This window comes from Halovenus amylolytica (assembly GCA_004015825.1).
Taxonomy (GTDB): Archaea; Halobacteriota; Halobacteria; order Halobacteriales; family Haloarculaceae; genus Halovenus; species Halovenus amylolytica.
Genome location: SAYS01000009.1, coordinates 42,680 through 65,021 on the forward strand (window position 1 = coordinate 42,680; position 22,342 = coordinate 65,021).

The 22,342-nt window shown below is 60.4% G+C and carries 19 protein-coding genes; 9 read left to right on the plus strand and 10 right to left on the minus strand.

Annotated features, from left to right (window positions below; all coding sequences use genetic code 11):
• Nucleotides 1-14: 14 nt before the first annotated feature.
• The 4 genes from EOW68_RS09250 to ribH all read right to left on the minus strand — a co-directional run bounded on the left by EOW68_RS09250 (nucleotide 15) and on the right by ribH (nucleotide 3,632).
• A complete protein-coding gene (locus EOW68_RS09250; protein WP_128224876.1) occupies nucleotides 15-857 on the minus strand; it encodes an ABC transporter permease in 843 nt (280 codons plus the stop codon).
• Entirely contained in the window at nucleotides 854-1,876 is a 1,023-nt protein-coding gene (locus EOW68_RS09255) for an ABC transporter substrate-binding protein (protein ID WP_431358838.1), read from the minus strand. The genes EOW68_RS09250 and EOW68_RS09255 overlap by 4 nt, the downstream gene beginning before the upstream one ends.
• A 176-nt stretch (nucleotides 1,877-2,052) precedes the next feature.
• Nucleotides 2,053-3,210: a pyridoxal phosphate-dependent aminotransferase gene (locus EOW68_RS09260; RefSeq protein WP_128224877.1), complete on the minus strand. Its 1,158-nt coding sequence runs from the start codon at nucleotides 3,208-3,210 to the stop codon at nucleotides 2,053-2,055.
• 8 nt (nucleotides 3,211-3,218) lie between these two features.
• Nucleotides 3,219-3,632, minus strand: a complete 414-nt coding sequence (gene ribH, locus EOW68_RS09265; RefSeq protein ID WP_128224878.1) for a 6,7-dimethyl-8-ribityllumazine synthase — start codon at nucleotides 3,630-3,632, stop codon at nucleotides 3,219-3,221.
• A gap of 134 nt (nucleotides 3,633-3,766) precedes the next feature.
• Between ribH and EOW68_RS09270 the strand changes: the two genes are divergently transcribed.
• Both EOW68_RS09270 and EOW68_RS18665 read left to right on the plus strand, forming a co-directional pair.
• The gene (locus EOW68_RS09270; RefSeq protein WP_431358839.1) at nucleotides 3,767-3,979 is read left to right on the plus strand and encodes a hypothetical protein; all 213 of its coding nucleotides are present in this window, start codon (nucleotides 3,767-3,769) and stop codon (nucleotides 3,977-3,979) included.
• 126 nt (nucleotides 3,980-4,105) lie between these two features.
• On the plus strand, nucleotides 4,106-7,234 hold the full coding sequence (locus tag EOW68_RS18665; RefSeq protein WP_431358840.1) for a hypothetical protein: 3,129 nt from the start codon (nucleotides 4,106-4,108) through the stop codon (nucleotides 7,232-7,234).
• A 77-nt stretch (nucleotides 7,235-7,311) separates the two neighbouring features.
• Here EOW68_RS18665 and EOW68_RS09280 read toward each other — a convergent pair whose 3' ends face one another.
• The 5 genes from EOW68_RS09280 to EOW68_RS09300 all read right to left on the minus strand — a co-directional run bounded on the left by EOW68_RS09280 (nucleotide 7,312) and on the right by EOW68_RS09300 (nucleotide 12,837).
• Entirely contained in the window at nucleotides 7,312-8,346 is a 1,035-nt protein-coding gene (locus EOW68_RS09280) for a Brp/Blh family beta-carotene 15,15'-dioxygenase (protein ID WP_128224879.1), read from the minus strand.
• Nucleotides 8,343-9,182: a lycopene cyclase domain-containing protein gene (locus tag EOW68_RS09285; RefSeq protein ID WP_431358841.1), complete on the minus strand. Its 840-nt coding sequence runs from the start codon at nucleotides 9,180-9,182 to the stop codon at nucleotides 8,343-8,345. The genes EOW68_RS09280 and EOW68_RS09285 overlap by 4 nt, the downstream gene beginning before the upstream one ends.
• Nucleotides 9,183-9,293: 111 nt before the next feature.
• On the minus strand, nucleotides 9,294-9,776 hold the full coding sequence (locus EOW68_RS09290) for a hypothetical protein (protein WP_128224880.1): 483 nt from the start codon (nucleotides 9,774-9,776) through the stop codon (nucleotides 9,294-9,296).
• A gap of 41 nt (nucleotides 9,777-9,817) precedes the next feature.
• Nucleotides 9,818-11,818, minus strand: a complete 2,001-nt coding sequence (locus EOW68_RS09295) for a bacterio-opsin activator domain-containing protein (RefSeq protein WP_128224881.1) — start codon at nucleotides 11,816-11,818, stop codon at nucleotides 9,818-9,820.
• A 149-nt stretch (nucleotides 11,819-11,967) separates the two neighbouring features.
• Nucleotides 11,968-12,837, minus strand: a complete 870-nt coding sequence (locus tag EOW68_RS09300; protein WP_128224882.1) for a bacteriorhodopsin — start codon at nucleotides 12,835-12,837, stop codon at nucleotides 11,968-11,970.
• A gap of 341 nt (nucleotides 12,838-13,178) precedes the next feature.
• Here EOW68_RS09300 and trkA point away from each other — a divergent pair, with 341 nt between their 5' ends.
• A complete protein-coding gene (gene trkA / locus EOW68_RS09305) occupies nucleotides 13,179-14,516 on the plus strand; it encodes a Trk system potassium transporter TrkA (RefSeq protein WP_128224883.1) in 1,338 nt (445 codons plus the stop codon).
• A 19-nt stretch (nucleotides 14,517-14,535) separates the two neighbouring features.
• A complete protein-coding gene (locus tag EOW68_RS09310; protein ID WP_128224884.1) occupies nucleotides 14,536-16,050 on the plus strand; it encodes a TrkH family potassium uptake protein in 1,515 nt (504 codons plus the stop codon).
• A gap of 15 nt (nucleotides 16,051-16,065) precedes the next feature.
• Here the strand turns inward: EOW68_RS09310 and EOW68_RS09315 are convergent, their stop codons facing one another.
• Nucleotides 16,066-17,622 carry a TrkH family potassium uptake protein gene (locus tag EOW68_RS09315; RefSeq protein WP_128224991.1) on the minus strand — a complete coding sequence of 519 codons (1,557 nt, stop codon included), beginning with the start codon at nucleotides 17,620-17,622 and terminating at the stop codon, nucleotides 16,066-16,068.
• A 118-nt stretch (nucleotides 17,623-17,740) separates the two neighbouring features.
• Here EOW68_RS09315 and EOW68_RS09320 point away from each other — a divergent pair, with 118 nt between their 5' ends.
• From EOW68_RS09320 to EOW68_RS09340, 5 genes are all read left to right on the plus strand, one after another.
• Nucleotides 17,741-18,820: an ATP-binding protein gene (locus EOW68_RS09320; RefSeq protein WP_128224885.1), complete on the plus strand. Its 1,080-nt coding sequence runs from the start codon at nucleotides 17,741-17,743 to the stop codon at nucleotides 18,818-18,820.
• A 123-nt stretch (nucleotides 18,821-18,943) separates the two neighbouring features.
• Nucleotides 18,944-19,291, plus strand: a complete 348-nt coding sequence (locus EOW68_RS09325; protein WP_431358842.1) for an ArsR/SmtB family transcription factor — start codon at nucleotides 18,944-18,946, stop codon at nucleotides 19,289-19,291.
• Between the two features lie 122 nt (nucleotides 19,292-19,413).
• Complete coding sequence (locus EOW68_RS09330) at nucleotides 19,414-19,710, plus strand: DUF7521 family protein (RefSeq protein ID WP_128224887.1); 297 nt, start codon at nucleotides 19,414-19,416, stop codon at nucleotides 19,708-19,710.
• 52 nt (nucleotides 19,711-19,762) lie between these two features.
• Nucleotides 19,763-21,604 (plus strand): UvrD-helicase domain-containing protein, encoded by a 1,842-nt coding sequence (locus tag EOW68_RS09335; protein ID WP_128224888.1) that lies wholly within the window; start codon nucleotides 19,763-19,765, stop codon nucleotides 21,602-21,604.
• Between the two features lie 64 nt (nucleotides 21,605-21,668).
• Nucleotides 21,669-22,259, plus strand: coding sequence for a riboflavin synthase (locus EOW68_RS09340; RefSeq protein ID WP_128224889.1), 591 nt, complete (start codon nucleotides 21,669-21,671; stop codon nucleotides 22,257-22,259).
• Nucleotides 22,260-22,342 lie beyond the last annotated feature (83 nt).

Sequence of the window (22,342 nt, forward strand, 5' to 3'; positions counted from 1 at the left end):
TCCCGGATGGTCGGTCACCGCCACGCCACCACCCTCCGCTCGAAGACGCGAAAGCAGACATCCATACAGATGAACGCGAGGCTGATCAGAAACATGTAGGCGACGCTCGTCGCCATCGCGAGATTGTTCGCGGCGTTGATGATCTCGTAGCCGACACCCGGCGCGCCGAACAGTTCGGCACCGACGACGATCATCCAGCACCGGCCGATACTCGTCCGGAACGCTGTCAGCATCTGCGGGAGGGCGCTGGGAACGCCGACGAGCACCAGCATCGACCACTCGCGTTCGACGCCCAGCGTCGCAGCCGCGTCCGTGAGATCCGCCGGGACGGATTCGACGCCACCGTAGGCTCCGTAAAAGTTGATCCAGAAGGCACCGATGAAGACGATGAACGCAGCCCCCGAGTGGTGAATCCCGAACCAGACGATCGCGAAGACGATCCACGCCAGCGGCGGAATCGGTCGAAGCAGCCGGACGACCGGTGTGAGCCAGTCGTCGAGCGTGTTGTTCCACCCCAGTACGAGCCCCAGGGAACTCCCGCCGATGCTCCCGAGTACCAGCCCGGGGACGTAATGAAACAGCGTCTGTGTGAGGTGAGCGAGCCCAGTTGGCAAGACGAGCTCGCCGCCAGTGACTGGAACACGGATTGCCGTTTTCGATTCGAACAGACCGACGACGGCCCGTCCCGACTCGGCCGGCCCCGGCAGGAGATAGGTTGGCTCTGTCATCGTCGCGCCGAGCCACCAGATCCCAAGAAACGCCAGCAGCCCGCCGACCCCGCGGAGATACCGCCGGAGATCACGTCCGAGGATACGCTCGCCGATGGTGGTCGTTTGTGTCTCGATCTGGGTACTCATTGCTGGACGGCATCGTACACTCCGAACTCGAACAGTTGCTCGGTCGCGACAATCTGGTCGGTATTTCCGACGTCAGCGACGAACTCAGCCATCGGCGCTGTCTGCGGTGCGATCGTGTGTGGATCCGAGAGGAAATCCGAGGCACGCGAATCCAGGGCCGCCCGGGCACGAGTTTCGTCAACTGCGTCGCCGATCACAGCCGCCGCGTCCGCTGCCGCCACGTCCGGCGAATCCTGTATAAACGCTGTCGCCCGACTGTGTTTCTCGACGAGTGATTCGGCGACAGCCGACTCCTCGACGACATCCTGGTTCGCGAACAGTACCGTAACCGGGTGATTTTCGAGAATGTTCCCCGACCAGACTAGTTCCCGGAAGCCGTCGTCCTGCCCGATAATCGTCGCAAATGGTTCCTGTATCATCGTCGCATCGATATCACCCGACTGGATCGTCTGGGCTGCCCTCGGGGGTGACACGGTGGATTTCGAGATCGTCTCTTCCATCGCACCGATTCCGAGTGTTTCTTCGATCCAGAACCGGAGGACGACATCTGGGACACTCCCATCCGGCGGCACGCCGAACCGGATCGGCCGACCGTTCTCCGCTTCGAAGTTCTCGAATGCAGTCGCTCCCGCTCGCTCGAATCTGTCGGCTACCTCGCTGGTCGCGACAACTTTGAATCCGTTTCTGGAGTTGGCTGCGAGAACGCTAGCGTCGACTCCCCGGTCGACCAGTACCATCGCCGGGGTGATCCCGAACAGCGCGACGTCGACCTCACCACTTGCGAATGCGGTGACGATATCCGGTCCGGACCCGAACCGCTCGACCGAAACGTCGGTCGGGATCTCCTCGTAGAATCCCTCTTCTTCCATCACGTAGTGTTGCATGTTCGGATAGATCGGAACGTACGCGACGGTCATCGACTCGGTACTGCCGCTGTTTTCCCCGAGACAGCCTGCCGTCCCGGCGACTGTTCCCGCGACGACTCCCTGGAGCATCCGTCGTCGTGAAATCGTAGGCATCTGTTTTAATAATATTGAACACTATTCTAATAACTATTATGGTACCCGACTATTTTATTAATAATCCGCGTTCAGATAGCTCTCGGTATCCCGTGATCGATACCCTCCGGTGATGAAAGAGACGGACAACTTCGACGAGAAGAGACAACCCTGCGAACCGTACCCGGCGCCGCAGCCTACAGCAGATCGGCTTCTTCGAGTCGGTCGAGTGCTTCCTGTAGCCGGTCTGTACTTTTCGCGTAAGAGAGTCGGGCGTATCCTGGCGTCCCGAACGCACTCCCGGGCACTGTCGCGACGTGGGCGCCACCGATCGCGTCCTCACACCAGGCCTGATCGTCGTCGTCGACGGGGAGCATCATGTAGAATGCACCCTTCGGTTCCACGATGTCGACACCGCGGGATTCGAACTCGTCGATGAGGAAGTCCCGGCGTCGTTCGAAGGCGTCTCGCATCTCGACGACCGCCTCGTCCGTGTTCTGCAGTGCTTCGACGCCGGCATGCTGGACGAAATTGACCGCACAGGAGACGGAGTGGCCATGGATCTTGCCGGCCTGCTCGACGATCTCTTCCGGTGCGCCGAAGTAGCCGAGTCGCCAGCCGGTCATCGCGTAGGCTTTCGAGAATCCGTTCAGCGTCAGCGTCCGGTCTTCCATCCCGTCGAGGGTTCCGAGACTCGTCATCTCCACGTCGTCGTAGACAATCTCCTTGTAGATCTCGTCGGAGATCACGAGCATGTCGTGTTCGACGGCCAGATCTCGGACACCTTCCAGTGCGGCGTCGGAGTAGACGGCACCGTGTGGGTTCCCCGGCGAGTTGACGACCAGCATGTCGGTTTCGTCGGAGACCGTCTCCGTGAGGTCGTCGAGTGCGGGTTCGAGCTGGAAATCGTGGGCCGCAGTGTCGACGCGTTTCAGGTCAGCGCCAGCGATTTTCGCCATCGCCTCGTAGGAGACCCACGCGGGATCGAGGAGGACGACCTCGTCGCCCTCCTGGATGAGCGTCTGGAACAGTTCGAACAGTCCCTGTTTCCCGCCTGGAGTGACCATCACGTTCTCCGGGCCGTACTGATCGAGGCCATCTGCTGCGAACTTCTCGGCGATCGCCTCGCGGAGCTTTGGAATACCCGGCGAGGAGGTGTAGCCCGTATGTCCGGCTTCGAGGGCCTCTTCTGCAGCGTCTTTGATGTTCTGTGGCGTATCGAAGTCGGGTGCGCCGACACTGAGGTCGACGACGTCGATGCCGTCTGCTTCGAGTTCAGCCGCTTTGTTGCTGATTGCGAGCGTCGCGCTCGGCGATACACGTTCGACGCGGTCTGCAAAGTCGTACTCTGTCATAGTTTGAATCACTCCTCGAGTTCCGAGACCAGATCGATCGCACTCTCGGCGGCGGTTGCGCCGTAGCTGATACGGGCGGCGGCTTCGTCCTGGCTCATCCCCGGACCGATGATCCCCAGTGTCACCGGCGTATCCCGGTCGAGACTGACGTCGGTCAACCCCTGTGCGGCGGCGTCGGCGATCACCTGATCGTGGTTCGTGTCGCCGGTGATGATCGCACCGACCGTGACCACGGCGTCGATATCGTCGCGGCGCGCGAGTCGGTCCGCTGCCAGTGGTGTGTCGTACGAGCCCGGTACCTCGATCTCTTCGACGATGTCGGCACCGCGGTCGGCCGCGGCCTCGCGGGCGCGCTCTGCCATCTCCTGGGTGATCGGTTGCTGTTTGTTGAACTGGGCGACGACCAGTCCGAGGCGTACCATGTGTGTGAGGGGGTTTTGCGCCCTAAAAGAACTACCGTTCTGGACCGAGTCCCGCAGATTTCTGCGCTTCGTTCTGGACTCTCTTTACGTGACCTGTCTCGAAACAGTCGTCTCGATCACCTCGAAACCAGCCCGTGTTCCTCCCTCTCACGTTTGTCGATGTTGCAACCGAAGAGCGGGCGACTGGGTTGTTCCAGTTCGTGCTCGTCTTTCCGTTCGCGGCGATTCCGGCTGTCGAGACCCTTGTCGTCGTTCCAGTCGGGATCGGGCTTGGGTTGAATCGATGCTGCTGGGGGCTGTCGCGTTCGCTGGAGGGAGTCGTTCCCGCTCTGGTGCTGTCTGGATGACTGTCGGAGTTGTCGGCTGGGCCGTCTTCTTGATCGTCGGTTCTAATTGGCCGATCAACCGGGGTAAGATCGCCTTATCGCAGATAATTACCATCTAACAATAGATTCAATTTGTATATTATCTATATGAACAAATCCCTCAGGATCGCACTCATTTTTCTGCTACTGGGGGCTGCAGTGCTCGGGTTTGTCCTCATACAGCCAACTATCGCGGACGCCGGTTCGGAGACGACGGCTGATCGGGTACTCTCCGAGGACATCGTAGGCCCCGACAGTGCGACTGCGGACGACAATCCAGCGGTGTCAGAGGTGGCGCAACGAGCCCTCGACTTCCAGGCCAATGGGAACGGAGACGACGTCGTGAATGACGATGGCGATGCCCAAGCGAGTGAGGAGGACGAAGACGACAGCGACGGTGAAGAAGAGAGTGACGAGGAGGACGACAGCGAGGATGAAGGTGACGGGGACGACAGCGACGAAGAGGAGGAAGAAGACGACAGCGACGATGACAACGACAGCGACGATGAAGACGACAGCGACGATGAAGGTGACGAGGACGACAGCGACGACGATAGCGACGATGAAGGTGACGAGGGCGACAGCGACGACGACAGCGACGACGACAGCGACGATGAAGACGAGGAGAGCGACGAGGAAGACGGCGATGACAGCGACAACGACAGCGACGACGACAGCGACGATGAAGACGAGGAGAGCGACGAGGAAGACGGCGATGACAGCGACAACGACGACAACGACAGCGACGACAGTGACGAGGACGACAGCGACGACAGCGACGACAGCGACGATGAAGACGACAACGACAGCGACGACGACAACGACAGCGACAACGACAGCGACGACGATAGCGACGATGAAGGCGACGAGGAAGACAGCGACGATGAAGACGACAGCGACGATGAAGACGACAGCGACGAGGATGACGGTGATGACAGCGACAACGACGACGATAGCGACGATGAAGACGACAGCGACGATGAAGGTGACGAGGACGACAGCGACGACGATAGCGACGATGAAGACGACAGCGACGATGAAGGTGACGAGGACGACAGCGACGATGAAGGTGACGAGGACGACAGCGACGATGAAGGTGACGAGGGCGACAGCGACGACGAGGACGACAGCGACGAGGACGACGGCGATGACAGCGACGATGAAGGTGACGAGGAAGACGAAAACGACGACGACGACAACGACAGCGACGACGATCGCGACGACAGCGACGATGAAGACGACAGCGACGAGGACGACGGTGATGACAGTGATGACAGCGAGGAGGAAGAAGACGACAACGAAGACAGGGACGATGAAGACGACAGCGACGAAGACGACAACGAAGACAGCGACGACGATCGCGACGATGAAGACGACAGCGACGATGAAGACGACAGCGACGAGGACGACGGCGATGACAGCGACGATGAAGACGACAGCGACGAGGACGACGGCGATGACAGCGACAACGACGACAACGACAGCGACAACGACGACAACGACAGCGACGATGAAGGTGACGAGGACGACAGCGACGACAACGACAGCGACGACGACAACGACAGCGACGACGACAACGACAGCGACGACGACGATAACGAAGACAGCGACGACGACAACGACAGCGACGATGAAGGTGACGAGGACGACAGCGACGACGACAACGACAGCGACGACGATAGCGACGATGAAGGCGACAGCGACGATGAAGACGACAGCGACGAGGACGACGGCGATGACAGCGACAACGACGACAACGACAGCGACAACGACGACAACGACAGCGACGATGAAGGTGACGACAACGACAGCGACGATGAAGGTGACGACAACGACAGCGACGACGACAACGACGACAACGACGACAACGACAGCGACAACGACAGCGACAACGACGACAACGACAACGACGACAACGACAGCGACGACAACGACAGCGACAACGACGACAACGACAGCGACGAGGAAGACGACAGCGACGAGGAAGACGGCGATGACCGCGACGAGGAAGACGGCGATGACCGCGACAACGACGCCAACGACAGCGACGAGGACGACAACGAAGACAGCGACAACGACGACAACGACAGCGACGGGGAAGAAGATGAGAGTGACGAAGAGGATGAGAGCGACGAGGACGAAAACGAAGACAGCAACGGGGAAGAAGGCGACAGCAACGACGAGGAAGAAGACGAGAGCGACGAGGCGGAGGAAGACGATGAAGACGATAGCAACGATGAAGGTGATGACAGCGAGGGTGAAGGCGACGAGAACGACAACGAAGACAGCGATGAGGAAGAAGACGACAGCGACGAAGAGGATGACAGCGACGAGGATGAACCAGCCGAAACGGACGCAAATAGCGGGGATGAGGACGGAGCTGATGCGGAATCTGAGGAAGACGATGCCGAGCCGGAGGGGGCCGAGACGGAATCAGACGACGACGAACCAGAGAGTTCTGATCAGACAGACACCAGCGACGACGCAGCAGCGCAAGAACCAGTCCAGCGGGAGCCGGCCGAGTTCCGGATCCCCATGTCGACGGTCAGTAATACGGAGCTCTCACCGGGAGAAAGCGTCGCGGTGGGTATGCGGGTCGAGAACGTCGGCGAGGAGGATGGGACGTTCAACGCAGAACTGACCGTCGACGACGAGGTCATCGATACCACCTCTGTCAGCGTCGGTGCCGGTGACACTGAATCGCTCGAATTCGAACACCGCTTCGATGAACCCGGCGAGTACGACGTCGGCGTCAGTGGGAGATCGCTGGCCACGGTGACGGTGGAGAACGAAAGCAATGTGTCCTCGGAACCGAGTCCCGGTAGTGCAAACGGCGACGGAGCGCATCCGATCCAGGTGATAGAAGCCTCGATACCGGTCGACTGGGTGGCCGAAGGCCGCCAGATAACGGTGAGTGCAACGGTCCAGAATACTGGGGATCGGATAGCAAACCGAACACTCACGGCGACAATCGATGGCAGAGCAGTTGCAAACCAGACCGTGACACTGCAGCCAAACGAGCAAGACGAGGTGACATTCGAGATCGAAGCGTCGAGCGGAACAGTGTCGATTGCAGACACCGAGGCGGGCACAATCACTGTCGGTGGTGGTCCGGTAAACGATGCACTGGAATCAGACGCCAGCGAGGGGAGTTCGCCGTTCAATCTCACAGTCGGTTTACTACTGCTGTTCGTGATCATGGGGGTCATCGGAGGCGTGGCTGTACTGATGTCCTGAGCGACGAGTGGCCCACCAACGGGCCGTCGCAGCCGGGAGCCGGCTTTTGTCCCCGGGTTCCTCTCGAACCCCGAGAGTCAGAGGATCGCCTGCTCGCGGTCCAGCCAGGTCACGATCACGACGTGTGGCAGCGTCAAAATTGCGATCAAGACGAGATACAGCCCGACGAGTTCCGGGGTCGCACCGGGCGAGCGGGGGACGAGCAGATAGAGGCCGCCGAGCAAGCAGAGGGCACCCGCGGTCATCGGCATCGCATCCCGGGCAAACTGTCTGGCTGCGGGACCGATCTGGCTCTGGCTCAGCGCCTGGGCGGAGTCGTCGTGCAACAGGACCGTCCTGATGACATGCCGGAGCGAATGCCAGAAACAGAAGTAGATCCCGATCGCGAGGATCGGCGGGACGACGAGAAAAAAGGCCGTGAGACCCAGGAGTTCACCAGTGTCGATCAGCCACGGCTCCAGTGAACTGCTGCGAACGAACCCGAGCGCCACAGTGGCCAGGACGGCCGTCCCGTAGAGGGCAGCAACCAGTGCCCGTGGCCCGGGTTCGAAGACTGGCGCGAGCGCCGCTGCCGTCGACGTGTCGAACAGGCCGATCAGCGAACTCGCGACGAACTCGTACTGCCCAGGGAAGGCGACGAGCGGAACCAGCATCGGTGCCCCGCCGCGGACGATCACTGTCAACGCTTTCTGACCAGGGGCGTGAAGGTACTCCGCGCCGACGATATCACGCAGCGGGTAGAGTTCGCCCTGTCCCCAGTGAAACCAGGTCATGAGGATAAAAAAGACGAACGCAGCCACTGGCCAGACGAACCAGACGATGGCGTAGAGGCCGCCGAAGAGGAGATAGAGCCCGCCGACAACCGCGAGCCAGCGAACAGTCAGTGACTCACCGCGATTGCGCGCCAGCACGAGATGGTCGACAGCGCCGTGTGGGAGCCCGATCACGAGGACGCTCGCAATCAGCGGCAGATACTGGTACTGTCGTGGAATCTCGCCGACTGTGACCGAGATGAGACCGACCACAGCCAGCGCCGCCCAGCCCGGTTTGATCGAGTACGACTCTGCGACACGTCGTGCAGTCGCGCCCGGAATGGAAATCGTCCCTGTCATCCCTCGATGCTGTTGCTCGGTCTCCAGTTACGGATCGCGACTGTCCACGCCTCGAGTTCGCCGCGGTCGACACGGTCGAACAGCCACATGTACATCACGAGCCCCTGGATGGCGAAAATATTTGTCATCACGAAGAAGACCGCCTCCTCGATCGGCAGGCCGAAAAGCGCCACGCCGGTCGTCTGCGCGGCCGATATCGTCCAGATCCCCGTCTCGATGGCGAATCGGTCGATGACCCAGTAATAAACCGTCGGGACAGCCAGTGCAATCGCGACTGTCCGGCGGATCTCCCAGAGGTACGGCCAGCCAAACCCCCACTGGATCGCGAGGATTGGCCCGGACCACAGGAGAATTGCTCCCAGATAGAACGTCGACTGGGTTCCGAGCAGGAGATAACCGACCGCGCTCACCGAGAGCCCTGCAACCACACCGATGAGACGGCTCTTCGCCGGCACTCGTAGCGACATATCCGCAATCGCTGGAAACTGGAACAGCCACAGTGCCGTCAACACCGGCTGGAGGACGAAGAAGAGATACTCCCCGAGCGGGGCCTCCCAGAAGTGGACGAGCGTCGTGCCCTCGCCGTACTCCCAGACACCCGCTGCAATCAACAGGTTGTCCCACGGTGTGGTGTAGATCACGGCGATGACGATGATCACAGCCAGCCCGCTGACCGGTCGCCATCCCCACCAGGACTGCTCGCGGACGGCTGCGAGTACCCCAAACAGGAGAATCGGCGGGAGGAAAAACACCAGGAGAAACTCCAGGTAGGTGAGTGGCGCCATCAGTCGCCCCCGGTTCGCGACCAGTTGTCTGTTCGTACTGTCCTCGACCACCGCTTCCCTGGCGCAGTGTTCCCCCGGTCGCGAGTAATGTTTCTGGTGGCCATACCAGAACCTATGGGAACCAGTACAAAAACACTGCCAGCATACGTGTCAGGTATCTCGTCACGCCGTCTCCGGTGGGCAGATATCGAGTGCTGTCCTGACAGCAGTACCCTCGTCGTTTAGACTGTCGACAAACAGCCGGAACGGGCGTCGGTCTGGTGCCGTCACAACAAGCCGGTTCTCCTCTGGGAACCGATCGACGGCCAGCACCGTACCATCCGGTCGACGTGCGGAGGCGTTGATCAACGGTCCCGCGGTCTCGATTTCGATCGCTCTCTCACCGTCGACGGTGGTGGTGTTGAACGAGTCGAGCTGTGAGTCGCCGCGGACGGTGAGTGGCTCCCCGATCTCGGATTCGTGTGGCATCTCGGGATCGCCGTCGAACTCCTCGCACTGGAACTCGCCGAGGAGACTCGATTCGTCTGCAGTGTCCGTACCGCCAGTGAAAACCGTATAGAGACCACCCACTCCGACCGCCACGGCAGCGAGTGAGACGATGGCGACGACTGCAAAGAGACCGCGATAGAGGATCCGACTCGACATATTGCTCCTGATGGGTCAAATCAGTAAAAAATCTCCGCCGATCAGTCGGTTTCGAAGAACTCTTCGAGCAGCTTTCGCTGGGCAGCGCGGAGATGCTGGTGGTAGGTCTGGCGGGAGATATCCATCGACTCCGCGAGTTCCTCACCCGAAACCGGCCGGGGGAAATCGAAGTAGTTGCTCAGGTAGGCTGTCTCCAGAGCCGTGTACTGGCGATCAGTCAGTCGATCCGCGACCGTGGCGACGAACTCCGCAGTCGGCCGCGGGTCGCGTTCCCGCTCGCGTTGCCGGACCAGATTCACGCCGTCGTAGGCCGACTCCAGCACCGAGAGGACGGATCTGACGTCTCCCTCGACGGGAAGGTCGATATGCAACTGTGCGGTTCCGGAACTGCCCGAAGCGGAGAGATCGCGTACTGTTGCCCCGTACTCGGCGAGCTCCTGGAACGCCGCGGCTCCGTCGAGTTCGATCGACGCCGCGACCTTCCCGTCCTGATTTGCGACGACGAACCCGTTTCTGATGTCCGGACAGTTCGCGATCAGCGCGTCGAAATCCTCGGGTGGCTCCGTCATCGTGACGAACATCCGGAGCGATCTACCGTCACTGATCGTCGAGCCGTTGTAGCTGATCGACCCCTCCGCGGCTTTCGCGAGCTGGATCAACGGGAAGCTGTCGTCGGTGATCTCGAAGCCGAGTTCGGTCACGCGGTCGGCGGTCAACACCTGTTTCGTCTCGACGGCGTTGATCCCGCTTGCGATCATCTGCCCGACCGCCCCGAACACCTCCGTCTCGCGGTGATCGAGGACGTCGGAGCCTTCGGCGTAGACGGCCAGCACGCCGTAGGTTACCCGGCGGTACGTGAGCGGAACGATCGCCATCGTCGTCGCGTCGAACCGCTCCGGCGTGACTGGAGGCGGAAGTTCGTCGGCTTCGGAGACGATTTTGACTGCTCCCTCCTCGATGGCCCGCTCGAAGACGGTGTCACTCCACTCGGTCCCGGCACCGGTCTCGATCGACTGTTGTTGTGGCCCGTCCTGGACGCGGATGGAGATCCCCGAGCCGCCCGCCCGCATCTCACCGATCCAGGCGTGTGTGTAGTCGCTCGCTGCTGCGATCTCGGTGCAGACGCTCTCTTCGATCTCCTCGCGGTCGCTCGCGTTGACGAGTGCGTGACTGACTTCGTTGACTAGCCCGCTTACCCGACCGAGTACGCGTTCGAGTCCCTGGCGTTCCTCGCGTAGCGCGTCGGCGCGCTGTTTCGCGAGCGCTTCGGCTTCTTTGCGCTCTGTCACGTCGTTCTGGAAGCCGACGTAGTGTGAGACCTCGCCCTGGTCGTCGTAGACCGGTGCGATCGTCACCTGGTTCCAGAACGGCGTCCCGTCCTCGCGGTAGTTGAGCAACTCGACCGAGACGGGTTCGTCCGCGTCGATCGCTTTTCGCATCTGTGCGACCGGCTCCTCCTCGGTATCCGGTCCCTGCAGGAACCGGCAGTTGCGGCCGATCACCTCCTCGGCGCTGTACCCCGTCAGCTGTTCGTAGGCCTCGTTGAGGTACGTGATCGGATTGTCCGGCAGTGACGGATCGGAGAGTGTGATTCCGACAGGGGCTTCGTCGACTGCTCTGACGATCGTTTCGGCGGTCGGCTCCGGGAGGTCGTCCCGGTCGATCCCGAGCTGGCGCCCGGACACGACCTCTTCGATCGTCTCGACGAGCCGGCTCGCGCCCTCCGGATCGCGTTTCGGAATGTAGGCTGCGACACCGGCATCGATCGCCAGACTCGCGGTTCGTTCGTCACCCGAGGCAGTGTACATCACGACGGGAACCGCGTCGTACAACGATTTTATCTCCCGGAGTAGTTCGACCCCGTCGTCGTCGGGGAGCGAGAACTCGGTGACGACAGCGTCGATGCGCTCGCTGCGCAGGCTGACGAGCGCGTCGGCTGCGGATCGATCCACACTCACTCGACAGCCGGCATCCTCGAGCGTTGACACCGCTTCCTCGGCCGTCGAGCTGTCGTCGACCACGAGAACTCGTTCGTTTCCCACATATTGTATCGGGATCAGCAGCCTAATATAATTTTGTCTGACGATTTATTCGATCGACGCCGAGCGTCGAATTTGACTGCCGTCTGTAAGAAACTGAAAATTGTGCCACCGAGGTGGCACATCTCTCTCCGGATTTACAGCCGGCAGTATCAGTCGTCTGCCGGGATCGCCTCCGAGGTCGCGCCGTACTCCGACCCACCGCTGATCGTCTCGACGTTGTTGACGACGTAGTTGATCACCAGGAAGGAGAAGGCGTACTTGGCGACGACGTCGAACGCGCTGTAGCCCCAGGAGGTGATTCCGACGGACTCGATGAGTGCGAGTCCCTCGTTGCCCAGTGCCCACCAGATCGTGTAGCCGAACCAGAGAACGACTGTCAACAGTTTCAGCGTATTGAAGATGTCCGCGGTCCCAGCAGCTTTGGCGTCTTCGGGCCACTCGACCAGCAGGATGTAGATGACCACGAGGAAGAAGGTGCAGCTAATCGCGTACCAGAACCACCGCATGAGGTGCGAGGAGGTCGTCAGTGCTGCCGCGAGCCCCGTGATCATGATGCCGACGTCGAAGATGATCGCGGTGAAGATCTTCGAGATGTTCGAGCCCGCGATCAGACCCAGCGCCAGCAGAATGAACGGCGTCGAGAACGCCCACGTCAGGTACCGACCCCACAGGCTTATCGTCCCATCGACGGTCTGATCCTGCCCGGCTAGCTCCGTTACCTGCCCAGCCATCGCGTGTCCCTCCGGCATTTCGAGGACGCTGATCGTCAGCCCGGACGCGAGTCCGGAGTAACTGGCAACCGAGACGGCGGAGACTGCCATCGCCGATACGATAATCAGCTGTGAGCGCGGGTCCGATACGTTCCGTGCGAGGAACATGAAAAACAGCAGTGACAGCCCGGCGAGCGCGATATTTATGTATATCGAACTGCCGAGCACGGCGTCGTTCAGCACATGCTCGTACATGTCTTCTTGTGTGACTTGCAGTACCACCGATTCGAGTGTGCCTGATTCGATCATGTGCTACGCTACACCGTAAGCCTGGTACTGTAAAGAAGACGAATCCCTACTAGTCAGGTAATTCTGCTGACATAGGTAGAATGGCGCCATCAGACGCTATTGCGTGGGAACTCGCATCGGGTGCTGGCGATCAGTGGCCACCGAGGTGTTCGTCACTCGTCCGTGTACGCTCATTGCTCACGGGAGCCAGGCGATTCAGCCGTCCGCGAGTGGGGGATGCCACCAGCGAACTGTGGATGGACCTTACCTGTCTGCCTATTGCTTTTTACAACTATCTCGTCGGTCGGGTCTACGCTGTAGTATGTAGTAACCGATTTGTCGCTCCAGTTGGTGAATGCGATATGCGCGTTGTAATCATTGGTGCGGGGGAAGTCGGCACATCGATTGCTGCAAATCTCGCGGGGGATCACGATGTCGTGGTTGTCGAGACCGACGCGGCTCGCGCAGAGCGACTGAAATTCGACCTCGACGTGCTGTCGATTCACGGGGACGGCACGTCACTGGAGATCCAGGAAGAGGCAGAGGTCGACACCGCCGATATGTTCATCGCCAGCACCGACAACGACCGCACGAATCTCGTCGCCTGTGGGACGGCAAAGACACTCGGCGATCCGTTCACTATCGCCCGGACGAAATCGGTCGAGTACCTGCGGACCTGGGAGCGCAAACACGGTGCGTTCGGGGCCGATCACATCATCTGTTCTGATCTGTTGACCGCGGAGAATATGGTGCGTGTGATCGGACTCCCCTCCGCGCTCGATCTCGATCCGTTTGCAGGGGGACTCGTACACATGGCAGAGTTCGAAATAAACGAGGGGAGCCCAGTTGCAGGCCAGAAGGTCGTCGAGGCCGACCGGTTCGACTCGCTGACCTTCGCCGGGCTGTTCCGCGGTGAGCAGCTGTTGATCCCGGATGGGTCGACTGTGATCGAGGCAAACGATCGGGCAGTAGTGATCGGCCGTCCGGAGAGTGTCCAGTCCTTCGCGACGGATATCGCTCCCGGGCACACACTCGACGACGCCACCGATATCGTGATCACAGGTGGGTCACAGATCGGCTATCACACGGCTCGACTACTCGAAGAGCGGGGACTGAAACCACGGCTTATCGAGGCCAATCAGGAGCGTGCACGCGAACTCGCAGAGGATCTGCCCAACACGGTCGTCATGCAACACGACGCGACAGATACGGACTTTCTCGAACGCGAACACGTCGACGAGGCGGATATCCTCGTCGCGGCGATGAACTCCGACGAGCGAAATCTGTTGATCGCCGTGCTCGCGAAACGAATCGGTGTCGACCGGGTCGTCGCTGTCGTCGACAACACCGAATACGTGACTCTGTTCGAGGAGATCGGGATCGACGTCGCGATCAACCCGCGAAACGTCACTGCCGAGGAGATCACCCGATTCAGCTACGAAAACATCGCGGAAAATCTGACGGTTCTGGAAAACGATCAGGCGGAGGTATTCGAACTGGAACTCGATGCCGACAGTTCGATGGTCGGCAAGACACTCGAAGAACTCGATAGCGAACTCGAGGGCCAGTTCGTCTTCGGGGCGATCACCCGGAACAGCTCCTTTATTACGCCGCGTGGGGACACCAGACTGAAAGCGGGCGATCACATCGTCGTCTTCGTGGAGACCTCGTTTGCAGATGGGTTTATGTCATCTGTCTAGCTACAAAACTACCAGCTGGATGTTCACTGCACCGCAGATCCGTGTCGACTGGCGCGCGAGCTTCGATCTGACGGGACAGATTCTGTTCTATCTCTCCGTCCCGCTCGCCTTCCCGCTGGTTCTCGCGGTGTACTACGGCGAACCCCTGCTACCGTTTCTTGGGGCGATTGCGGTGACGCTCGGACTCGGCTGGGGGCTGGATTTTGTCGGGGACCCAGAGGCGAATCTCGGCCCGCGCGAGGCCTTTCTCGCAGTCGCAGTGATCTGGTTTCTGGTCGCTGCCGTGGGGGCGATTCCCTTCGTGCTCGCTGGCACCGGCACGACCGCCTCGCCGGTGAACGCGATGTTCGAGGCGATGAGCGGGCTGACGACGACCGGTGGCACCGTGTTTCGGGAGTTTTCGGTGTACTCGAACTCGCTTCTGATGTGGCGACAGCTCATCCAGTGGCTCGGAGGGCTGGGAATTCTCATTCTCGTGACGGCTGTCTTCTCTTCGGTCGGCGTCGGCGGGGCCCAGCTCATGGAGACGGAGACACAGACCCAGGACGTCAGCAAACTCACGCCGAAGATCTCCGAAACTGCCCGCCTCATCTGGGGGCTGTACGTCGCCATTACGGGACTTGCAGTCGCGGTATACTACGCCCTCGGTCTCTCCGGACTGGCACCGAATATGGACCTGTACAACGCAATTGCCCACGCATTTACGTCTGTTGCGACGGCGGGATTCTCTCCGGAGCCCCAGAGCGCAGCTGCGTTCGCGCCGATCGCACAGTGGGCTCTCATCCCGTTCATGCTCGTCGGCTCGACCAACTTCATCCTGCTGTATCTTTTTATCCAGGGCGAGCCGATGCGCCTGCTGCAAAACGAGGAGTTTCACTTCTATCTCGGCACCGTCGGCTTCTTCGGGACCATCGTCACCGCCATCCTCGTCATCAACCCGGATATCGCCTTTTCGAGTGAAGCGACGATCCGCCACGCGCTGTTCAACGTCACCTCGATTGTCACGACCACCGGATACGCGAGTACAGATTATACGCTGTGGTCGGCCGCGGGTCAGCACATGATCTTTGTGTGCATGTTTTTCGGCGGGATGGTCGGCTCCACGACCTGCTCGATCAAGTCGCTCAGGTGGCTGGTCGCGTTTAAATCCCTCCGGCGGTCGCTGTACACGAGTATCCACCCGGAGGCGATCAGACCGGTTCGGATCTCGGGGAACTCGGTCGACGAGCAGACGATTCGTGATATCTATGGCTATCTCCTGTTGAGTATCATTCTCGTCTTCATGCTCACGATCTTCGTCGTCGTCGACGCTGCCCGGTTCCAGTCGCTTCAGGTTTCGGAGTTCGATGCGATGGGCGCTGCTGCCTCGACGTTCCTGAACATCGGGCCAGCCTTCGGGGCGGCCGGCCCGTTCGGGACCTACGACATCTTCCCGACGAGTACGAAAGTCGTCATGATCGTGTTGATGTGGATCGGGCGCATCGAGATCATCCCCGTGCTCGTTCTGTTTACGAAATCGTTCTGGACCTCCTGATGGTCTCCAGCGGTGTCACTGCCGCCAGAACGAACCCGTGAAGATCACCAGCACGGGGATGATCTCCAGTCGGCCGACCCACATCAGGAAGATCATCAGCAGTTTCGAGGTGTTCGGAAACCCGAGATAGCTCCCGAAGGGACCGAGGTCGCCGAACCCCGGGCCGATGTTGCCGATCGTTGCGAGACTGGCGCTCAAGGCATCGATCGGGGTGAGGACGATATTGGCGGTTCGGCTGGCATCTATCGCGATGATGACCGCACTGAGCCCGAGCAACACGAAATACAGCAGTGTGAACCCGAGTATGGCACGGATCGCATCTTCGTCGACGATATACTCGCCGAGCCTGACCGGCTGAATCCGATCCGGATGTGCTGCAGTGTCGAGTTCCCGTTTTGCGGTCTTGAGAACGATAACCCATCGGACGACCTTGACGCCACCACCGGTCGAGCCGGCGGAGCCGCCGATGAACATCGCAAATAGCAGGAAGACCTGCGCGACGCTGTCCCACTGTGCGAAGTCACTGGTCGCGAAGCCGGTCGAGTTCATCAGCGATCCGATCTGGAATGCAGCCTGTCGCGCGGCATTTTCGAGGTTGCCAGCAGTCGTGCCACCGAGCCGTAGCGTGGGTGCTGCGCCGGCGTACAAAATCCCGGCGAGTACGATCGTCAGGACGACAATCGAGCCGAGATAGCCACGCAGCTCCGGATCCTCCGTGACGAGCGAAATATCGCGGTTGAGCAGGTACCAGAACAGCGCGAAGTTCGTCCCTGCGATGATCATGAAGGGGATGACGAGCCACTGCACGGCCGGTTCGAACGCGCCGATACTGTCGGCCTGTGGCGAAAAGCCGCCTGTCGGCAGCGTCGAGAATCCGTGTGCAACGGCGTTGTACAGATCCATGTTCGGCGCGAGATTGGTGCTGTAGTGGAGCACGGCCATCAGCACGACAAAGAGTACAGTAAAACCGAGATAGACGAGCCAGAGGACACGGGCTGTCTCCGCGATCCGCGGGGTCAGCTTCTGTAGCTCCGGGCCCGGTGCTTCCCGTTGCATGAGCTGTGCGCCGTTGACTGCGATCTCGGGTAAAATCGCGATCATCAACACGATGATCCCCATCCCGCCGAGCCACTGGGTGAGCTGTCGCCAGATCATCAGCGCGTGTGAGTGTTGCTCGGTCGAAATCTCTCCCAGCACTGTTGCACCAGTCGTCGTGAATCCGCTCATCGACTCGAACAGCGCGTTGATCGGGTGTGCGAGCGTCGAATCCGTCCCGAATCCGGCGATGACGTAGGGGATCGCGCCGACGGCAGCAGCGCTAAACCAGGCGAGCGCGACGAAAAAGAGCGCTTCTGGCGGGCCGATCTCCCGGTCGGTCGCCAGCTGTTCGAGTGCGAGCCCGATCAGGACGGCAATCGCCATCGAGACCAGAAAGACGACTGTGTCCTCGCCGTAGACCAGACTCGTCACCAGCGGGACGATCATCGCGACCGCGAGATACTTGATGACTGTCCCGGTGAGGGCGATACTCTGTCGCCAGTCGACGTACGTTTCGGTAAACAGTTCGAACATCTTCAGATATCCCGGAACTGCGTTCTCACTCGATGATTGCTCGTCGGGTAGTTGTAGTTTCTGCTTTTCTGTCCCGTCACACGAAGCTTCAAGTACGAAGCCGGGACCAGCCCGTCGCGTGAGCTTCATCATCGGACGTGATCGGGCGGATATCGAAGAGAGACCGGCCGGCAACCTCGGTCGCTTCCGTGCGCTCGACGGGAGCGACGGCGCACAGCTGTATTTCGACTGTAACCGTCCCCACGCCATGTTGATCGTCGGGAAACGTGGCTACGGCAAATCCTACACGCTCGGTGTCATCGCCGAGGAACTCGCCCGTGTCGACGGCGTTGCACCCGTCGTCCTCGATCCGATGGCTGCCTTCGAGACGGTCGCCAGTGGGACAGACGTGCCTGCGCGGGTCGTCTCCGAACCAGCAGTCCGGCCGGACTCGCTGGATGGGCGATCGTGGTGTGCCCTCGTGGGACTCTCACCGGAGAGCGCTGCGGGTGCCCTCCTCTGGCAGGCCGCCGCAGGTGGGCGAACACTCGACGACATCCGCGAGCAGATCCGGTCGAGTACCGCGACAGATGCAGCCAAGCGGGCGGCGATCAACCACGTCGACCTCGCCGACTCGTGGGGTGTCTTCGACGCCGATGGGCTCGACGTGGCCACACTCACGGGTGGGGAGTGCACCGTTCTCGACCTCTCCGGACTCGACGACGAACCGATGAACGCTGTCGCCCGCAGCGTCGCCGATACCCTGTACCGGGCCAGAGTCGACGATGCCGTCTCGCGACTCCCGTGGCTGCTCGTCGACGAAGCCCACACCTTCTTCGACGGTGTCGCCGCTCCGGCGTTCGAAACCGTTCTCACACGGGGGCGAGCACCCGGCGTCAGCAGTGTGTTCGTCACCCAGCGCCCGGCCGCGCTGCCGGAGGTCGCGATCTCCCAGTCCGATATCCTCGTCTCACACCGGCTGACCGCCGAGTCGGACATCGCGGCGCTTTCGGCCGCCCAGCCGACCTACATGACCGAGTCGCTGGAAACACGACTGCCGACTGCCCCGGGCGAGGTCGTCATCGTCGACGATTCGACGGAGACGGTACACACCGCACAGATCCGCACCCGGATCACGGCACACGGCGGTGGGAGTGCGACTGTCTGTGACCCGCCCGAGCCCGGACAGCACAACTCAAATATCAATACTGATAGATGATCGGTGAACGAGCAGATCGAGGTGGTGACCAGCCGACGTGGTGTAGTTCTCTTGATGAGATCCGGTGTCGATCGTGGTGCCATGCGAAAACGTTTATGTCTTATTAGATGTATTGTGTTCAACGTGGACGACCGAAGTATTGAGGAGATCTTGGACACGATCGGCGATCAACACGCTCGACGTTTACTGGCGGCGATCAGCCGGGAGCCCAAAGACGCCAAGGAACTCGCCGAAGAATGTGATCTGTCTTTGCCGACGGTCTACCGACGTATCGAGATGTTAGACGAGTACGATCTGATCACAGACGAGACCCTCGTCGCCGAGGATGGGAATCACTACAAGGTGTATCAGTCGAATTTCGAAAGTACTGTTATCTCACTGGAAGACGACGAGTACAAAGTTCGAATCTACCGCGAAGAGAACCTCCCGGACCGGTTCAGCCAGCTCTGGGACGAACTCGGCGCGGAGTGACCGCCACTGTCTGTCTCGTTCGGTACTGGCTCCCCTCTCGTTCTCACTGCGTTCCATCTGGTTGACTTTCTTTCACAATTAGTCACGCTTATTAGACCCCTCACTGTAACTTCGGTGAATCGATGGTAGAGGTCGAACCGATTGCACGGATTGTGCTGACACTGATGCGATTTGTCGTGTTTGGGCTCTCTCTCGGACTCACACTCATCAGCTTTCAGGCGTATCGGAAAAAGCAGTCCCAACGGTTACAGTACGCGTTCGTGGGGTTTGCGTTCATCAGTATGGGTGTCGCGATCAGCAGTGTGATCACACAGCTTGGCTCGGAAGCGGACCAGGCCATTCTCCTTTTCTTCCAGATGGTCGAGACGATTCCGTTCATCATCGGGTTCAGTATGTTGTACCTCTCTCTGTACCGGTAATCGGAGCGCAAAGTCGCGGGGCTTATGAACCAGGAGCGTCATTAAGTGTGCAATGACTGAATCTACAGAGGTAACTCGCCTGTTTGGTGGGCCCGGCAGTGGGAAGACGACAGCACTGCTGGATCGGGTCGAGGAGTTGATCGAGTCGAACGACGAGCTCGAAGTCAGGGATATTCTGGTCGTTTCATATACGCGAGCGGCGGCAGCAGAGATCCGGGAGCGGCTGGCCGACCGACTCGACACGACACCGCGTGCACTGCGGGGCAACGTCTGTACGATGCACGCGAAAGCGTACGATCTGTTGAATCTTTCTCGCAGCGACGTCGTGGGGGAATCCGACAAAGAAGAGTTCTGTGAGGATTACGGGCTCGAATTCGAAGACGAGTACGAGGGGTCACGTCGTCGGTCTGCACGGTCGACGACGCTCGGAAACAAAGTCATCGCGACCAGTCAGTGGCTCCAGCGGACCCGACGCGACGTCGGCGACTGGTACGACGTTCCCTTCCAGTGGAACGAGGAAGAGGTCCGCCTCCCGCCCGAGATCGACGACAACGCCCAGACGGGCAACAAGTACACGCCGACCTGGCCCAGCGACGACGACCGGCTGGATATCCCCGACGCGATCCGTGCCTGGCGCACCTGGAAAGGACAGCACGATATCGTCGGCTTCGCGGATATGCTCGAACGGGTCCACCAGCGCTCCCTGCTGCCGAGCGTCGACTATCTCGTCATCGACGAGTTCCAGGATATCACGACGCTGCAGTACGAGGTCTACCGCGAGTGGCGGCCACACATGAAGCGGGTGCTGATCGCCGGTGACGACGACCAGGTCGTCTACGCCTGGCAGGGTGCCGATCCCGACCTGCTGCTCGAAGAGACCGTCGACGACGACGTCGTCCTTCCCAACTCCTACCGACTCCCCTCGAAGATCCTCAACGTCGTCAACCAGGAGGTCCGCCACATCGAGAAACGCCAGGAGAAAGATCTGAAACCCCGGAAAGAGGGTGGCAAAGTCGAGGGAATCCGTAACCGCTCGATGCTGGATCTCTCCCGCGAACTCACCAGAACTGTCGATGAGACCGAGGAGACCGCGATGGTCCTGTTCCGTGCCCGCTACCAGATGTTCCAGTTCATCGACGAGTTCATCGACGAGGGGATCCCCTTCAGCTGTCTGACCGACCAGCGGATGTGGACCGACCGCCTCACCCAGTACGTCGACGGCATCGAGTCACTCGCCGAGGACGAGCCGCTGACCGGGCTGCAGGCCCGGCGACTCGCCGATATGCTCGCCGATTCGGCCTTCGGGACTGGTGAACGCGACGACTTCTTCGACGTGCTCGACGAGCGTGAGGAACAGTCGGGCGTCGACGACCTGACGAATCTGGATATCGAGCCGGAACTGATCCGTGAACACGTCCCGTTCGTCCCGGACCCGCCGGCGGCGGCGGATATGCTGCGGAAAGTGACCAGCTTCCAGGAACGGAGTGTCGACGCGTACTTCAACGGTCGGTATCAGGGGATGGACCGCGACCGAGTTCGACTGGGAACGATCCACTCCGCGAAGGGTCGTGAGGCCGACCACGTCTTCGTCGCGACCGACCTGACCGAGAAGGTCGTCGAGCAGATGTCGGCGGCGATCGAGCAGGCAAACGAGGAGATCCCAGAAGAGATGTCCTTCACGAAACACGCAAACACCGTCCCGACGCTGACGGACAACGAACGCCGGGTGTTCTACGTCGGTATGTCGCGTGCGCGTGAACGACTCGTCATCCTCGAAAATCTGGTCGACGGCGCGCCGACGCTGCCGATCGACGTCTTGCTCCACAACGAACCGACCGAACAGAGCATCGAGGAACTGCTCGACGGCATCGGCGAAAAGCCAGTCGCGCAGTAGGCCGTTCTCCACTCCCTTCTCGTCATATCGTAGCACTTTCGCCGACTGCGTCCTAACTGCGGGTATGTTCACAGGGATCATCGAGGAGACCGTCGAGATTCTCGATATCGAGCAGACCGAAGAGGGGCGTCGAATCCGGCTTTCGAGTCCGTTCGACGGACTCTCGATCGGGCAGAGTATCAGCGTCAGCGGCGCGTGCCTGACAGTCGAATCTTTCGATGCGGACTCCTTCGAGGTGTTCACCGCGACGGAGACACTCGACCGGACCTATCTGGGCGAACTCGGCGTCGGTGATCTGGTGAACCTCGAACGAGCATTGCCAGCAGATGGCCGGTTCGACGGCCACTTCGTCCAGGGTCACGTCGACGCGACGGCCGACGTCGACGAGATTACCAGGCTGGGTGACGACTGGGAGTTCGCCTTCTCCCTACCGGAGGGACTGGCACCCTACGTCGTCGAGAAGGGTTCGATCACTGTCGACGGGATCAGCCTCACCGTCGCAGCACACGACGACGATTCCTTCGCCGTGGCGATCATCCCCGAAACCTACGAGATCACGACGCTGTCGGAGAAGGCAGTCGGCGATCCGGTCCACCTCGAAGTCGACGTGATCGCGAAGTACGTCGAGAGCCTCACCGAAGGCTATCGAGAGTAGCGCTGCATCCAGTACGTCTGGATTTCTATTCGAAATAACCAATCTAGTTTAGCCAAGTTAGCATGGGTGTTCGGGCTACGAAA

Bases quoted from the DNA above. Each gene is read 5' to 3' on its own strand.
- EOW68_RS09250 (WP_128224876.1), bottom strand. From the start codon at position 857: ATGAGTACCCAGATCGAGACACAAACGACCACCATCGGCGAGCGTATC.
- EOW68_RS09255 (WP_431358838.1), bottom strand. From the start codon at position 1,876: ATGCCTACGATTTCACGACGACGGATGCTCCAGGGAGTCGTCGCGGGA.
- EOW68_RS09260 (WP_128224877.1), bottom strand. From the start codon at position 3,210: ATGACAGAGTACGACTTTGCAGACCGCGTCGAACGTGTATCGCCGAGC.
- ribH (WP_128224878.1), bottom strand. From the start codon at position 3,632: ATGGTACGCCTCGGACTGGTCGTCGCCCAGTTCAACAAACAGCAACCG.
- EOW68_RS18665 (WP_431358840.1), top strand. From the start codon at position 4,106: ATGAACAAATCCCTCAGGATCGCACTCATTTTTCTGCTACTGGGGGCT.
- EOW68_RS09280 (WP_128224879.1), bottom strand. From the start codon at position 8,346: ATGACAGGGACGATTTCCATTCCGGGCGCGACTGCACGACGTGTCGCA.
- EOW68_RS09290 (WP_128224880.1), bottom strand. From the start codon at position 9,776: ATGTCGAGTCGGATCCTCTATCGCGGTCTCTTTGCAGTCGTCGCCATC.
- EOW68_RS09300 (WP_128224882.1), bottom strand. From the start codon at position 12,837: ATGATCGAATCAGGCACACTCGAATCGGTGGTACTGCAAGTCACACAA.
- trkA (WP_128224883.1), top strand. From the start codon at position 13,179: ATGCGCGTTGTAATCATTGGTGCGGGGGAAGTCGGCACATCGATTGCT.
- EOW68_RS09310 (WP_128224884.1), top strand. From the start codon at position 14,536: ATGTTCACTGCACCGCAGATCCGTGTCGACTGGCGCGCGAGCTTCGAT.
- EOW68_RS09315 (WP_128224991.1), bottom strand. From the start codon at position 17,622: ATGTTCGAACTGTTTACCGAAACGTACGTCGACTGGCGACAGAGTATC.
- EOW68_RS09330 (WP_128224887.1), top strand. From the start codon at position 19,414: ATGGTAGAGGTCGAACCGATTGCACGGATTGTGCTGACACTGATGCGA.
- EOW68_RS09335 (WP_128224888.1), top strand. From the start codon at position 19,763: ATGACTGAATCTACAGAGGTAACTCGCCTGTTTGGTGGGCCCGGCAGT.
- EOW68_RS09340 (WP_128224889.1), top strand. From the start codon at position 21,669: ATGTTCACAGGGATCATCGAGGAGACCGTCGAGATTCTCGATATCGAG.